This window comes from Maribacter sp. IgM3_T14_3 (assembly GCF_049603095.1).
In the GTDB taxonomy this organism is placed as follows: domain Bacteria; phylum Bacteroidota; class Bacteroidia; order Flavobacteriales; family Flavobacteriaceae; genus Maribacter.
This window is the reverse complement of the sequence record NZ_CP187138.1, coordinates 3,497,916-3,512,542: the sequence shown is the minus strand read 5'-3', so window position 1 is coordinate 3,512,542 and position 14,627 is coordinate 3,497,916. Positions and strand designations below refer to the sequence as shown.

Sequence of the window (14,627 nt, the reverse complement as noted above, 5' to 3'; positions counted from 1 at the left end):
AGCTTAGTATGAAGCAAAAGTTTATTTTATTAATTTTATTGATGATGGTTTCCGCAACTGGCTTTTCCCAGTTAAGCGACCTTCATTATTTGCCGCCGTTAAAACAGGGTAGTAACAACTCATCAGTTAAAGAACAAGCCATTTATCTTTCTACTCCAGAAACAACCGCCTTTACAGTTAATGCTTATATTGGATCAGCTACAACACCAGATGCAACATTCTCTATTTCTAATATATCTCCAGGGGTTTATACTTTGGCCAATGGTGACAATGATGTTACCATGGTAAAAAATGGTAACACAGGGATTGTTATAAACAATAGCGGACTCCGATTTGAATCTCCAGGAGGTGAAAAATTCTATGTAAATTATAGAGGTACCTCTTCAGCACAAGCAACATCTTTAACTTCTAAGGGAAGGCAAGCCTTAGGTACAAAATTTAAATGGGGCGGCGCGCCAAATTATGCAACTACCTCAGATATATCAACATCTTTGGGTATAATGGCAACAGAAGATAATACGGTAGTAGATATTACCGGCTATGATTTTAATTGTGAATTTCGCTTGCAAAACGATAGAGATGGAATTACAAGTGATAATATCCAAATTACTTTAAACAAAAATGAAAGTTTTGTGCTTGAAGCCTATACGAACGAAACTTCGGCGAACATAGATGGGTGGCTAGGCGCCTCCATAGTTTCAACTAAAGACATAGCCATTAGTAATGGTGGTTTAAATTACGGGGTTGTATCCAGCTCATCAGGCAGTAGAGACGCCGGTATAGACCAACCAGTACCAATAAATAAAATTGGTAAGGAGTATGTATTTATAAGAGGGAATGGACAAAACAGTACAGAATTTCCAATTATTATCGGTACTCAAAACAATACCGATATATTTGTAAATGGTTCCACAATCCCAATAGCAACTATTAATAATGGTGATTACTTTTTGGTTCCTGGTTCAAATTATTCAAGTGGTTCACCAGGCGCCAACATGTTGGTCACTACTTCAAAAGATGCCTATGCGTATCAAAACTTAGCAGGTAGTTCTGGGGTGCAGACCATCGGTTTAAACTTTGTTGCACCTGTAAACTGTTTATTACCAGATAATTTAGATAACATTTCCGATATTACAAATTCAGCCGGCACAACTCTTACCGGAGGTATTACCATCATCGCATCTACATCAACACCTGACGGAAATATTTCGGTATCAGATGGTTCAGGAGCCGTAATACTACCAGCTTCTTTATCTGTTGCAGGATCTACAGATTGGAAAACATTTTATATTTCTAACCTAACAGGAAATGTAAGTGTACAATCTACAGGACCAATTGCTGTAGGCTTTTTCGGTGTAAATGCCAATCGTGGTATTGCAGGCTATTTCTCTGGATTTGATACCGTACCCGAAGTTGACCTGGAAGTCAATGGAGGCGGATGCCTACCAACAGCAGAAGTAGAAGTTATTGACCCCAATTTTGATGATTACCAATGGTTTGAAAACGGAGTATTAATTGTAGGTGCAAATAGTGCTACATATACGCCTACACAAGCTGGGGATTACTATGTTCGAGTTACAAAAGGTGGTTGCACCTATGATTCTCAACCATTAACTGCCTATTATTGTGACCCAGATGTGGTCATCAAAAAAGTGGCAGACAAAAATACGGTTAGCGATGGCGAAACGGTAACATTTACAATTACCGTCGAAAGTTTTGGTATTAACGCTATTTCTAATCTCGTACTTACAGATATTTTACCTGACGGAATTTCATTACTTTCATCTTCGGTTTCTAAAGGTAGTTTTACCTACCCTAACTGGTCTGTTGGTGGTATGAATAGTGGAGAATTAGAAACTTTGACCTTAGTTACACGCGTAAGCTTACCCAATGTAAATACATCGACCGCAACGTACATAAATAATATCAGTAATTCTCAAGATCAAACAGATACTAATATTACTACAGATGACCCTTCTGAAACAGTAACCGTAAATTTTAATACCCCAACAACAGTAAATACTAACAGAAGAATTACCTTCAGGGCAACAGCAAATTAATTTCTTTTGTAACATTCCGTCAAGTTTCTCGTCAAGTATACGTAACCAATCAAAAAACACTTGACGTGAGTACTATTCTAACAGTCAATCATCTTACCAAAAAATTTGGACACCTTACTGCTGTAAAAGATTTATCGTTTACTATAGAAAAAGGTAATGTTTACGGAATTTTAGGTCCTAATGGTAGCGGCAAATCAACTACCCTGGGCATTGTATTAAACGTCGTCAATAAAACCAGTGGCGAATTTGCTTGGTTTGGCGGTGAATCTTCAACGCATGAAGCATTAAAAAAAGTAGGCGCAATCATCGAACGCCCTAACTTCTACCCCTACATGACGGCTTTGCAAAACTTAAAATTAGTATGCAAAATCAAAGATGTATCAGAAGACAAAATTGAAGAAAAGCTAGACTTAGTCGGACTACTAGATAGAAAAAATAGCAAATTCAGGACTTTTTCCCTTGGAATGAAGCAACGTTTGGCTATTGCATCTGCCCTATTAAACGACCCAGAAATATTAATTTTAGATGAACCTACCAATGGTCTCGATCCTCAAGGTATTCATCAGATTCGAGAAATCATAAAGACAATTGCTGCAAAAGGCACTACAATTTTGTTGGCATCACATTTGCTTGATGAGGTTGAGAAAGTATGTTCTCATGTTGTTATTTTAAGAAAAGGAGAAAAATTGTACGCTGGCAGAGTAGATAGCTTACAGGCAAGTTTCGGCTTTTTCGAATTAAAATGTGATGATTTAGAAAAACTAACATCTTACCTAAGTACCAATGAACATTTTGGTAGTATAAAACAAGAAAATGGTTTGGTTACGGCCATCTTAACTTCAGAACTAGATGCACAATCATTGAACAAACTACTTTTTGAAAAAGGTATTATAGTATCTCATTTAGTAAAACGAAAAGAAAGTTTAGAAGAACAATTTCTTGCCTTAACTAAAAATGCTAACGCCTAACAACCACCATCATGATACGATTACTTCAAATAGAATTCATAAAACTTTGGAATAACAGGGCTAGTAAAGTACTGATTATTTCATACTTCGCACTTTTAACCTCTATCGCATTGGTAGCGGCTATAAAATTCGATATCGGCCCAATAAAGTTCAATTTAGCAGACCAGGGTATTTTTAACTTTCCGTATATCTGGCATTTCAACACATTCATAACCGCATTCTTCAAGCTATTTTTAGCCATCGTTATTGTATCCATGATGTCTAATGAATATAGTAATAAGACGATAAAACAGAATTTAATTGACGGACTTTCGAAAAAGGAATTTATACTTTCAAAATTCTTGACCGTGATTACATTCTCGTTAGTCTCTACAATTTTTGTATTTCTAGTTTCATTGGTTTTAGGACTTATTTATTCCGATTTTACCGAAATTTCTATCATTCTTAGCGATTTAGAGTTTCTTTTAGCATTTTTCATTAAACTAACTGGTTTCTTCTCTTTCTGTCTTTTCTTAGGTGTTTTGGTAAAAAGGTCAGCCTTTGCACTTGGTTTTTTAATTCTATGGCAAGTATTCGAAGGTATTTTTAGAGGCATCATACGATGGAAGTTTTTTGATGGCGAAACCACAGATATTATCATGGGCTTTTTTCCATTGCAAGCCATGTTCAATATTATCAAAGAACCATTCTCTAGATTAGGTGCCGTACAATCTGTTGCCAATCAAATGGGTGAAAAACTCGAACTAGATTATTACATACATTGGTATGAAATTCTAATAGTTATGGCATGGATAGCCATTTTCATTTATGGATCTTATGCAATCTTAAAAAAGCGAGACCTTTAACTTATCTGTACTAAGAGGTAATTAATCCTAATTAACAGTCCTCTAAAAGTTTAGATTTTCATTTTGTAGTATATTGTAATGTTTACGAATATGCTATGAGAAAGAAATGGGACATCAGAGTACCCAAAATATTGGCTGTGCCAATATTTTTCATGGCATTGCTATCTGGAATTTTCATAACGTCGGCACAAGAATGTCCCGCTCTTTTAAATCCCGTAAATGGTACTATGTTGGTTCCCGTAGATGCGACTATTAGTTGGGAAGCTGTAACAGGTGTACCGGGTTTTATTATCTCATTAGGTACAACAGAGGGCGGTAATGATATTTTAAATGAGCGAAATGTTGGATCTGCCACAAGTTTTACACCCGCGACAGGGTTACCAGAGAGCACCGAAATATTCATCACCATTACGCTCTTCTTTTTCAATCAACCGAATATTGTTTGTGATAGCCAAAGTTTTACGACCGCAGCCTTAAGCGAAGTACCTAGTTGTAGTACATCTATTAGTCCGGCAAACAATGCCTTTGATATAAATACAGCAACTAACATTTCATGGAATGCCGCACCTAGTGCAACAGGGTATTTTATATCGATTGGCACCACACAAAATGGAGAGGAGATTCTTGTACCTACCGACGTGGCAAATACGTTAAGCTATAATCCAACTACAGATTTACCTACGGAAACTGATATTTACGTTACAATTACACCTTATAATAGAATTGGTTCAGCAGCTAGTTGCAGCTCTTCGGTCTTTACCACGGCTGCGGCTGCAGTATTACCTTTATGCACAAGTATGATTTCCCCTTTAAATGGTGAAACGAATGTGCTTTTGAGTCCGACACTAGAATGGAACGCAGTACCTAATGCAACGGGCTACCGAGTATCTATAGGCACATCACCTTTCGAAAAGAATATTTTAGAAGATGCTATTTTTTATAGAACCTCAACGCTGATTATCGATTTTGAACCTAACCGGACATTCTTTATATCGATTTATCCTTTCAACGAAGCAGGTGAAGCAATAGGTTGCACTCAAGAAACCTTTTCTACACTGGTTGGCTGCGGACCATATTTTGACCCGGTAAGTGGCCAATTAGTAGTATTGAATCCTGATTTGACCTTCCCTGATACCATTACTATATGCTTAAATAATGAGCTCGATCTAATTACGGCAACTGATGAAGCTGATGGCTTTAGGTGGTACAAATTAGACGATAGAGGTAATGAAACATTATTGTCAAGTAGTTCTGAAGTTAGGATAAATGAAGAAGGGCTATATATTTATGAGGCTTATGATATTTTTGAAGATTCAGACAGAACGTTTGAATGTGCTTCATCAAAAACCTTTCAAGTATTAATATCTGAAACTCCTGTTATCGAAAATGTAGCGGTAAATATAAGTGGCAATATGCTTAATTATGAAATAACTACAACCACAAATGGCAATTTTGAATATGCGCTAGATAACGAAGACGGACCGTACCAAAACTCAAATCGTTTTACCAACATAACATTACAGAACCATACTGTCTATGTTCGTGATAAAGCAGGCTGTGGTACTGCAGAACGTTTGGTTGAATTAGATTTAACAGTAAACGGTTTCCCAAATTTCTTTACCCCAAACGGTGATGGCATTAATGATTTTTGGCAGTTTATACCACCAGTTGAAACTGGTGAAAATAATGTATCAGTAATTTATATATTTGATAAATTCGGTGCACTACTAGCCCAAGTAGCTCCAAATACAATCGGGTGGAGCGGAAATTTAAATGGTAAAGCGCTTCCCGAATCAAATTACTGGTTCAAGGCTATTGCCACCAATAACAAAATTATCAAAGGTCATTTTAGTTTGAAACGATAAATTAAATTACACAAAATGAAAATCAAAAAAATGTCTTTCTTCTTGAGGTGGTTATGCCTCTTTTTGACAAGTTCATTTTTTTATGGGCAAGATTGTACAGAATTTACTTTTCCGAACAACGGTGCAAGTAACATTGAAGTAAACACTACACTAACTTGGACCGAAGTGTTAGGCTATAACGGTTATATACTTTCTATTGGTACCACTCCGCAAGGCACTGATATTTTAGACAGAAAACCTATTGGCACCAACCCTTTCTACACTCCGCCATTAGGTTTACCAGACGACACCACCATGTACGCAACATTAAGTTTAGTTCCGTATGACGGTCCGCCAATCAATTGTGACGAACTCGTTTTTACAACATTAGAAGTTACCACACCCCCTACTTGCTCCATATTAATCACTCCAGATAATAATGCGGGTAGTGTAACTATTATCACAGATATTGAATGGGCATATGTACCGACAGCAACGGGCTATTATTTATCAATAGGAACTACACCAAATGGTAATGAACTAGTAAGCAATCTTGATATTAAAAATGAATTGAGTTACAACCCGCCGGAAGATTTACCACAAAACTCAAATATATATGTAAGAATTGAACCCTATAATAATATCGGCATAGCGTCATCTTGTGTAGAAGAAATATTTACTACAAGTTTTGCCGTTTATGTTTGCGACCCATATATTTCTGAAATTACAGGCGAATTAATATACCGGGCGCCAATTATTAATTTACCTAATATTGTAGGTATATGCAGTAACGAACTACCCTATACCATTTCATCGAACGATAATGCCGATGGATTTAGATGGTATTTAACAAATAGCGGTAGCGAAGAAACATTGTTATCAGAAACTCATAGCGTAGCTATTTCTGCGCCAGGTAAATATCGGTTTGAAGCATACAATAATATAACAACCGATGCTGGCGATATTGAATGCGTTAGTTCTAAACTTATAGACGTGGTAGCATCGGAAGAAGCTACAATTACAGCAATAGACATTACCAATACGAAAATCGGCAAAACGATAACAGTTAATGCTTCAGGTGATGGTCAATATGAATACTCTTTAGACAACCGAGATGGACCTTACCAAGATTCACCCATATTTACAAAAGTATTAGGTGGTGACCATACTGCTTTTGTTCGCGATAAAAATGGATGCGGCATTACCCAACGAACGGTTGATAGAGATATTTCTCAAAAAGATTTTCCTTCGTTCTTTACACCTAACGGAGATGGCATTAATGATTACTGGCAGTATGTGCCGCCTGTTGAAAACTTTGAATCTGTTATAGACGTAATACATATTTTCAATCAATTTGGCAGTTTAATACAACAAATCAACCCAAATAGTATTGGATGGGACGGTACTTTTAATACTAAAGAAATGCCACAATCCGATTATTGGTATAGGGCTAGTTTTCTTAATCAGAGACCTATAATCGGTCACTTTTCACTAATTCGATAGACTTAATGATTATTCTTATTGCACTCTTTTAAATGGCACTTCTTTCGTAATTTTATAGCATGAAATTCAAAGTAGTATCAGACTTCAAACCCACTGGGGATCAACCAAATGCCATTAAAGAATTGGTAAAAGGTATAAACGAGAAAGAAAAATATCAAACATTATTGGGTGTTACCGGTTCTGGTAAAACCTTTACGGTAGCCAATGTAATCGAAGAAGTTCAAAAACCGACACTTTTATTAGCGCACAACAAAACCTTGGCAGCCCAGTTATATTCGGAGTTCAAGCAATTTTTTCCTGATAATGCGGTCGAGTATTTTGTATCGTATTACGACTATTACCAGCCAGAAGCATTTATACCAACAAGTGGTGTTTATATTGAAAAAGATCTTTCCATTAATGAAGATATTGAGAAATTACGTCTTAGTACTACCTCTTCTTTATTGTCAGGTAGAAGAGATGTCATCGTTATTGCTTCAGTTTCTTGCTTATATGGTATTGGTAACCCCGTTGAATTTCAGAAAAATGTCATCTCAATAAAAAAAGATCAAGTCATTGCCAGAACCAAGCTAATGCATCTATTGGTGCAATCGCTATATTCTAGAACTATGGCGGAGTTTAAGAACGGTAATTTTAGGGTAAAAGGTGATGTTGTAGACGTTTTTCCTAGTTATGCCGACCATGCCTATAGAATTCACTTTTTTGGCGATGAAATTGAAGAAATAGAAGCTTTCGACCCATTTAATAATAATATTATAGAAGTTTACGAGACACTTACTATTTACCCAGCGAATATGTTCGTGACCTCTAAAGATGTTTTACAAAATGCCATTCATAGCATACAAGATGATTTGGTTAAACAGATAGACTACTTTAAAGAAATTGGAAAGCCACTAGAAGCAAAAAGATTAGAAGAACGTACCAATTTCGATTTAGAAATGATACGTGAACTTGGGTACTGCTCAGGTATAGAAAACTATTCTAGATATTTAGATGGTCGTGAGCCAGGCACCAGACCTTTCTGTTTGTTAGATTACTTTCCCGATGATTATTTAATGGTTATTGATGAAAGTCATGTTACCATACCTCAAGTACATGCCATGTATGGCGGTGACCGCTCAAGAAAAGTAAACTTGGTTGATTACGGTTTTCGTTTACCTGCTGCAATGGACAATAGACCATTAAAGTTTGAAGAGTTCGAAGCATTACAGAATCAGGTATTATATGTAAGTGCGACACCTGCAGATTACGAATTGCAATTGAGTCAAGGGGTTTATGTCGAGCAAGTAATTAGACCAACCGGACTTCTAGATCCGATAATTGAAGTAAGACCAAGTCTAAACCAAATTGATGATTTGGTAGAAGAAATTCAAATTCGTGTTGAAAAAGATGAGCGTACACTAGTCACCACTTTGACAAAAAGAATGGCAGAAGAATTGGCTAAATATATGGACAGAATCAATATTCGATGTAGATATATTCATAGTGATGTTGACACTTTAGAACGTGTAGAAATCATGCAAGATCTTCGAAAAGGAATTTTTGATGTGCTTATCGGGGTGAATTTATTACGTGAAGGATTGGATTTACCAGAGGTTTCTTTAGTGGTTATTTTAGATGCTGACAAGGAGGGATTTTTACGTAGTAATCGTTCTTTAACACAGACGGTTGGTAGAGCTGCAAGAAACCTAAATGGTCGTGCAATTATGTACGCAGATAAGATCACTGCAAGCATGCAAAAAACCATCGACGAAACAAGTTATAGAAGACAAAAACAGATTCAATATAACACGGATAATAATGTAACTCCGACTGCTTTAAATAAGAGTTTAGACAATGTACTGTCTAAGAATTCGGTCTCCACTTATCACTTCATAAAAGAGGAGTTAAGAGCTGCTGAACCAGACATGGATTATCTTACAAAAGAGCAAATTGAGAAGCTCATAAAAGACAAAAGAAAGGCTATGGAAAAAGCAGCAAAAGAATTAGACTTTATGCAAGCGGCGAAGTTAAGAGATGAAATAAAGTCGCTACAAGAACAAGAGTAAGGCTATTTTTATACATTTATATTGAAATAGATAAGATCTCCATTTCTACTTCACAATAAATGACATTAAATACTGGATAATAAATAGTTAAGTATAATTTTTAGACAAGACTAAATCTTTTAATTTCTATATAAAATGAAAAATTTAGCGAATTTATTGCTTATTGCAGTATGTATAAGCAGTAGTTTAAATAGCTTTTCACAGCGATTAAAAAGCGATGACATTAGAGTGATGGTCGATGAAAATTTCATGACCGCTACTACGAATTTACATCATTTTTTAAGATTACCAAATGACGGTAATTTTCAAGAACAAATTGAAAATAATAAAGCGTGGTGCGATAGTGTTTTTAGGAGTTTAAAATTTAAAACACAGACCATAATTACCGATGGTGCACCCCTACTCTTTGCCGAAAAAATATTTCACAAAGACAGAAAGAGCATCCTATTTTATTTGCAAATTGACGGGCAACCTATAGACCGATCGGAGTGGTCTCAAAACGATCCTTTTGAACCCGTTTTTAAGACCTTAAAAAATGGAGAATGGACTACCGAAGAATTCGATTTTACTCAAAAAAATATACCCGATGATCTTAGAATTTTTGCCAGATCGGCATCCGATTCTAAAGGTCCGGCAATGTCATTAATTTCAGCATTGAAAATTTTACAGGAACAACAAATCAATCCCGAATACAACATTAAAGTAATCATGGATTTTCAAGAAGAACTTGGTTCACCTGATTTACCAAAAGCGGTTATTAAAAATAAAAACTTATTAGAATCAGAAATGCTCTTGATCATGGACGGCACTAGACATCTTTCTAATTTACCGACGTTGACATATGGCGCTAGAGGAATTGCCACAGCAACAATTACCGTTTTTGGTTCGACCGATGCATTGCATAGCGGTCAATATGGAAACTATGCACCGAACCCCGTTTTTAAAGCAGCACAATTAATAAATAGTTTTAAAGATGAAAAAGGCATAGTTAAAATTTCTGGGTTTTATGATGGTGTCTATTTATCAGAACGCGATAAAGAACTACTTGGTGAAATACCAGAAAATATGGACAGTCTTAATTCAAGACTAGGTATAGCCATTCCTGAAGAAGTTGCAGACACGTATCAAGAGGCATTACAATTTCCATCTTTCAACATTAGAGGTTTAAAAGCAGGATGGACAGGCAAGGAAGTCCGTACGCTGATACCCGAAGAAGTTATCATAGAAATAGATATGCGATTAGTACCTGAGACACCTGGGGAAAGGCAAATAGAATTATTACGGGCACATATTAAAAAAGAAGGGTTTCATATGGTCGACTCCATTCCAACCAAAGAAGAAAGAGCAACTTACCCTAAACTTGTGTCGTTTAATTACAGAATTGGCTCAAAACCATTTAGAACCGAAATGGATAGTTCAATTGGCGAATTTTTAAATTCGGCTTTAACTAAAGTGTTTGGCAATACTGTTGTAAATATGAGAACTACCGGCGGATCTCAACCCATGGCTCCATTTATAGAAGCATTAAATATACCGGCGGTATCTATTCGAATACCTAACCCAGATAATAATATACATGCCCCTAACGAAAACCTGAGAATGGGTAATTACAGAGAGGGTATAATTTCATGTATTGCTGTTTTAACTGAAAAACTACCATAAAAAAAGTGCTTTGATCTCTCAAAGCACTTAACCAAACAACTTAAACCAACCTAAAAAACGTACTAACTAAAACTTATTTTAACTCAATCATTCTTTTTGGCTTTGGTAAAGCCTCTTCTTTTTTAGGAAGATTAAACTTTAAAATTCCACCTTCATAAGTAGCTTCAATTTTATCAGTAGCAACCGTATCGGGCATAGTAAATGCTCTTTTAAAAGATGAGATATTAAACTCCTTACGCGTAAAATTTTCTTTTACTGCAATATTCTCCTCTTTAACGTCTGCTGAAATTGTCAGCACATCTTTATCAATTTCTATTTTAAAATCATCTTTTAACCTTCCAGGAACAAAAAGCTCTAACTCAAAATCTTTTTCATTATCCTTAATATTCGCTGCCGGCACAGATGAGCGTGAATTCTCAGTTCCACCAAACCAATCTGGTCTAAAAATCTCATTCATTAATGCTGGGAACAAAACATCGTTTCTCTTTGTTAAACTCATAATCGTATTTTTTAAATAAATTAATTTAATAGTCGATTTGAATAGAACAAATGCTATACCAACTGAATTAACATGACAATATGGCGTATTTTATATTTGATTTAGCGACATATTGGCGCTTTTACATGTTAAGAGTCTGTAATTTTAGCATGTAAGACAGTTATCTGTTCGCACATTCACTAATTTTATAGACAGAATTATTTAAATGGATAGACTTACCAACTTCATAGACCAAATTAGAACTAGAATTGCCTTTTTTCCCACAATTATCTCTTTAGCAGGATTACTGTTGGCTTTTCTAATGATTTATCTAGAACAAAACAGCATTTCAGCGTATCTGATTGATGTTGCTCCCGCTTTAGTAATAGATGATACCGATACAGCTAAAACAATTTTAAGTACGCTTATAGGTGGTTTAATCTCATTAACCGTATTTAGTTTCTCGATGGTGATGGTTCTTTTGAATCAAGCATCTAGCAACTTCTCACCAAGAGTATTACCAGGTATTATTTCAGACGAGAAACATCAAATCGTATTGGGGCTCTACATTGCCACCATCCTCTACAATATTTTTATTCTTATCTCTATTGAGCCCACAGAAAACTCATATCAAACTCCCGGCTTTTCTGTATTATTGGGCATTATATTAGTAGTGATATGTTTGGCGGCTTTTATATACTTCATCCATCATATTTCACAAGCTATACAAGTAGGCAATATTCTTACCGCTATTCATGCTAGAACAAAATCTGAAATACTATCTATCGTCGAAAATCAAGAAAAGAATTCTTTCGAGTTCCCCAATTATGAGCATTGGGAAAAATATGAAATTGTTAAAACAGGTTATTTCTACGGAATACTTAATGAGGACTTATTAGAATTATGTAAAGAAAATTCTATGAAAGTTATGATCCAATTACACAAAGGTCAGTTCATATTAGATGGCACCATAGGGTTATTAACCGAAAAACCAATAGACACTAAATTTAAAAAAAAGGTAATGGACACCTTATTGTTCAGTCAAGAAGAACTGATCGGAGAAAATTATATTTATGGGTTTAGGCAAATTTCAGAGATTGGTGTAAAGGCGATGTCCCCCGGAATTAATGACCCAGGTACCGCATTAAATACTATTGACTACCTGACTTCGCTTTTCATAGATTTAATGCGAAAAGCAGACTACGAATATATAAATGATGAAAAGGGTACGAACTGGGTTCAAATAAAATGCGCCAAATTCTCAGAAGTGCTATTTAACGTAATGGCAACCTATCGCCTTTATTGCAAACATGATATAACTGTTATGAGAAAACTAATGCACATGTTAAAGGCACTTAGCGAACATGTAATAAATTCTACCCAGTTAGAAATTATAGAGGCTGAAGTAAATGAGCTAAAAGCAGATGCGAATGGCAACATCGAAAACAAGAGAGACCTTAGTGAACTTGATGCCGACTTTATATCGTGGTCTTAGTTGTAATGCGCTTTAAATATTGAAATCAACACCTCTGGTGGCACAACTTTATTAGGGTAAGTATGCATTATAGAAAGAACCTGCTGAATTGCACCAGGTGGCAAACCCATATTTAGACCGATATCATATATTCTTTTGACCTCATGAATATCTTGCTCATTATCAACATTCATTAGCAAAATCAACCTGTGAAATTGCAACAACCGTTCTGATTCTGATTTAGGTATCACATGTTCTACATTTGAAGTAAAAAGACTATCAAAAGTTTTTTTACTTACTTCTAATTGCTGGGCAACCGAAAACAGAAAATCATACTCAGATTCTTTCACTTCGTTATTTACTTTCGCAAACGAGATCATTTCTGACAAAATACTTAATTTCTCTTTAATAGTAGGCATACTCTTACGTAACAAATTGATATTCAGATGCTACATATTTTTAACGTAAAAGTGAGCTGTTTTATTTCATTTAAACATATTTAGCTGCCCTTAATTTTACACTCATAATGAGAATTCATTTCGTAATATAGTTTCAACCCACATGTTTATCTACACTTCAATTTTTATTGGAATAGCATGAAGCATCTTTTTGTCAAAAATATTTATGTAATTCATCGATAAACTATATTCTATGAAGTATATAAAATACAATATGCATCTTAGAACCACCTAATAATAAGGCATAGCAACCAACACGTCATATTTTTATAATAACTTGCAGTCCTTAAATTTGTGGTATGACTAATAATGATATTTTTAAAAAACTAAGAGTAGCTTTAAAATTTAGAGATGATGAAATCGTAGAGATATTAGAGCTTGTAGATTTCAAAATTTCAAAAAGTGAATTAGGAGCTTTCTTTAGAAACGAAGATCATCCTAATTATATGGAATGTGGAGATCAGGTACTGCGTAATTTTTTAAACGGACTGGTTCTTCATCTTCGTGGAACGAAAGAAAATCCGAAAACACCTGGAGAAGTACTTTTAGGTATGGCTGGCAATACCGCTAAACCAGTACAAAAACCGACTCAAAAACCAGCTCAAAAGAATATCAGTAAAAGAGATTTTAAAACTAAGCAGATGAAAAAGGTAGATACTGCCATAAGTTCTGTGAAGTATAAAAACAAGAAAAAATCTTAATACACCTCGGTGTATTAAGATTTTTTTCAACGCTAACCTTTTACAAGGTTACCCTTCGATACGTACAGGAATTGTGTATACTTTACCCTCCTCTACATTTGCCAAATTAACTTTTTGATAGTTTAGTTTGGCTTTGACGAAACTTTCCATTTCATCATATTCAGTATTCACAGATAATACAACGATCTCACCATCTGCATTTAAGGTAAAACGTACCTGTGCGGTTAAATCGTTATGTTCAATAGAAAAACTATTATCAGATAGCATTTCTGATATCTGGTTAGAAAGATTTCTGGTTGGGTTTTCGCCCTTTGCATCGTTTGCCAATACATTACCTGTTGCTAATAGCATTGCAGCTACGACTACTAAACTTAATTTTCTCATGACTTTTTGTTTTTTGCTACAATTTGTACTGCAGCATGATTAAAATTGATTGATGATGAATTACTTAAAAGACGACTGAAAAATGACAATGTTACAATTTGAGCATATTTTAACATCTCTTTAATATAAATTCCTCAATTATCCTTGCCAAATTTAAAAATACAAAACATAGAAAAAAAAGGTTTTTAAAGGCTTAAACATT

At 35.1% G+C, this 14,627-nt stretch carries 12 protein-coding genes; 9 read left to right on the top strand and 3 right to left on the bottom strand.

Annotation, left to right across the window (positions count from 1 at the left end; all coding sequences use genetic code 11):
* Nucleotides 1-8: 8 nt before the first annotated feature.
* The 7 genes from ACPF9A_RS15750 to ACPF9A_RS15720 all read left to right on the top strand — a co-directional run bounded on the left by ACPF9A_RS15750 (nucleotide 9) and on the right by ACPF9A_RS15720 (nucleotide 10,930).
* A complete protein-coding gene (locus ACPF9A_RS15750) occupies nucleotides 9-2,060 on the top strand; it encodes a DUF11 domain-containing protein (protein ID WP_423998427.1) in 2,052 nt (683 codons plus the stop codon).
* 65 nt (nucleotides 2,061-2,125) lie between these two features.
* The gene (locus tag ACPF9A_RS15745; protein WP_423998426.1) at nucleotides 2,126-3,028 is read left to right on the top strand and encodes an ABC transporter ATP-binding protein; all 903 of its coding nucleotides are present in this window, start codon (nucleotides 2,126-2,128) and stop codon (nucleotides 3,026-3,028) included.
* A gap of 11 nt (nucleotides 3,029-3,039) precedes the next feature.
* The gene (locus ACPF9A_RS15740; RefSeq protein ID WP_423998425.1) at nucleotides 3,040-3,873 is read left to right on the top strand and encodes an ABC transporter permease; all 834 of its coding nucleotides are present in this window, start codon (nucleotides 3,040-3,042) and stop codon (nucleotides 3,871-3,873) included.
* A 95-nt stretch (nucleotides 3,874-3,968) separates the two neighbouring features.
* Nucleotides 3,969-5,738 carry a T9SS type B sorting domain-containing protein gene (locus tag ACPF9A_RS15735; RefSeq protein ID WP_423998424.1) on the top strand — a complete coding sequence of 590 codons (1,770 nt, stop codon included), beginning with the start codon at nucleotides 3,969-3,971 and terminating at the stop codon, nucleotides 5,736-5,738.
* A 15-nt stretch (nucleotides 5,739-5,753) separates the two neighbouring features.
* Nucleotides 5,754-7,220, top strand: coding sequence for a T9SS type B sorting domain-containing protein (locus ACPF9A_RS15730; RefSeq protein WP_423998423.1), 1,467 nt, complete (start codon nucleotides 5,754-5,756; stop codon nucleotides 7,218-7,220).
* A 59-nt stretch (nucleotides 7,221-7,279) separates the two neighbouring features.
* Nucleotides 7,280-9,268, top strand: a complete 1,989-nt coding sequence (gene uvrB / locus ACPF9A_RS15725; RefSeq protein ID WP_423998422.1) for an excinuclease ABC subunit UvrB — start codon at nucleotides 7,280-7,282, stop codon at nucleotides 9,266-9,268.
* A gap of 135 nt (nucleotides 9,269-9,403) precedes the next feature.
* Nucleotides 9,404-10,930: a M20/M25/M40 family metallo-hydrolase gene (locus ACPF9A_RS15720; protein ID WP_423998421.1), complete on the top strand. Its 1,527-nt coding sequence runs from the start codon at nucleotides 9,404-9,406 to the stop codon at nucleotides 10,928-10,930.
* A 73-nt stretch (nucleotides 10,931-11,003) separates the two neighbouring features.
* On the opposite strand, the gene ACPF9A_RS15715 is transcribed toward ACPF9A_RS15720, so the two are convergent.
* A complete protein-coding gene (locus ACPF9A_RS15715) occupies nucleotides 11,004-11,429 on the bottom strand; it encodes an Hsp20/alpha crystallin family protein (RefSeq protein WP_423998420.1) in 426 nt (141 codons plus the stop codon).
* 205 nt (nucleotides 11,430-11,634) lie between these two features.
* On the opposite strand from ACPF9A_RS15715, the gene ACPF9A_RS15710 reads away from it, so the two are divergent.
* Nucleotides 11,635-12,903, top strand: a complete 1,269-nt coding sequence (locus ACPF9A_RS15710) for a DUF2254 domain-containing protein (protein ID WP_423998419.1) — start codon at nucleotides 11,635-11,637, stop codon at nucleotides 12,901-12,903.
* Here ACPF9A_RS15710 and ACPF9A_RS15705 read toward each other — a convergent pair.
* Nucleotides 12,900-13,301 (bottom strand): TerB family tellurite resistance protein, encoded by a 402-nt coding sequence (locus ACPF9A_RS15705; protein WP_423998418.1) that lies wholly within the window; start codon nucleotides 13,299-13,301, stop codon nucleotides 12,900-12,902. The two genes, ACPF9A_RS15710 and ACPF9A_RS15705, sit on opposite strands and share 4 nt — an antisense overlap.
* Before the next feature lie 338 nt (nucleotides 13,302-13,639).
* Here ACPF9A_RS15705 and ACPF9A_RS15700 point away from each other — a divergent pair, with 338 nt between their 5' ends.
* Nucleotides 13,640-14,041 (top strand): DUF1456 family protein, encoded by a 402-nt coding sequence (locus ACPF9A_RS15700; protein WP_423998417.1) that lies wholly within the window; start codon nucleotides 13,640-13,642, stop codon nucleotides 14,039-14,041.
* Nucleotides 14,042-14,089: 48 nt separating this feature from the next.
* Here ACPF9A_RS15700 and ACPF9A_RS15695 read toward each other — a convergent pair whose 3' ends face one another.
* Nucleotides 14,090-14,425, bottom strand: coding sequence for a hypothetical protein (locus ACPF9A_RS15695; RefSeq protein WP_423998416.1), 336 nt, complete (start codon nucleotides 14,423-14,425; stop codon nucleotides 14,090-14,092).
* Nucleotides 14,426-14,627 lie beyond the last annotated feature (202 nt).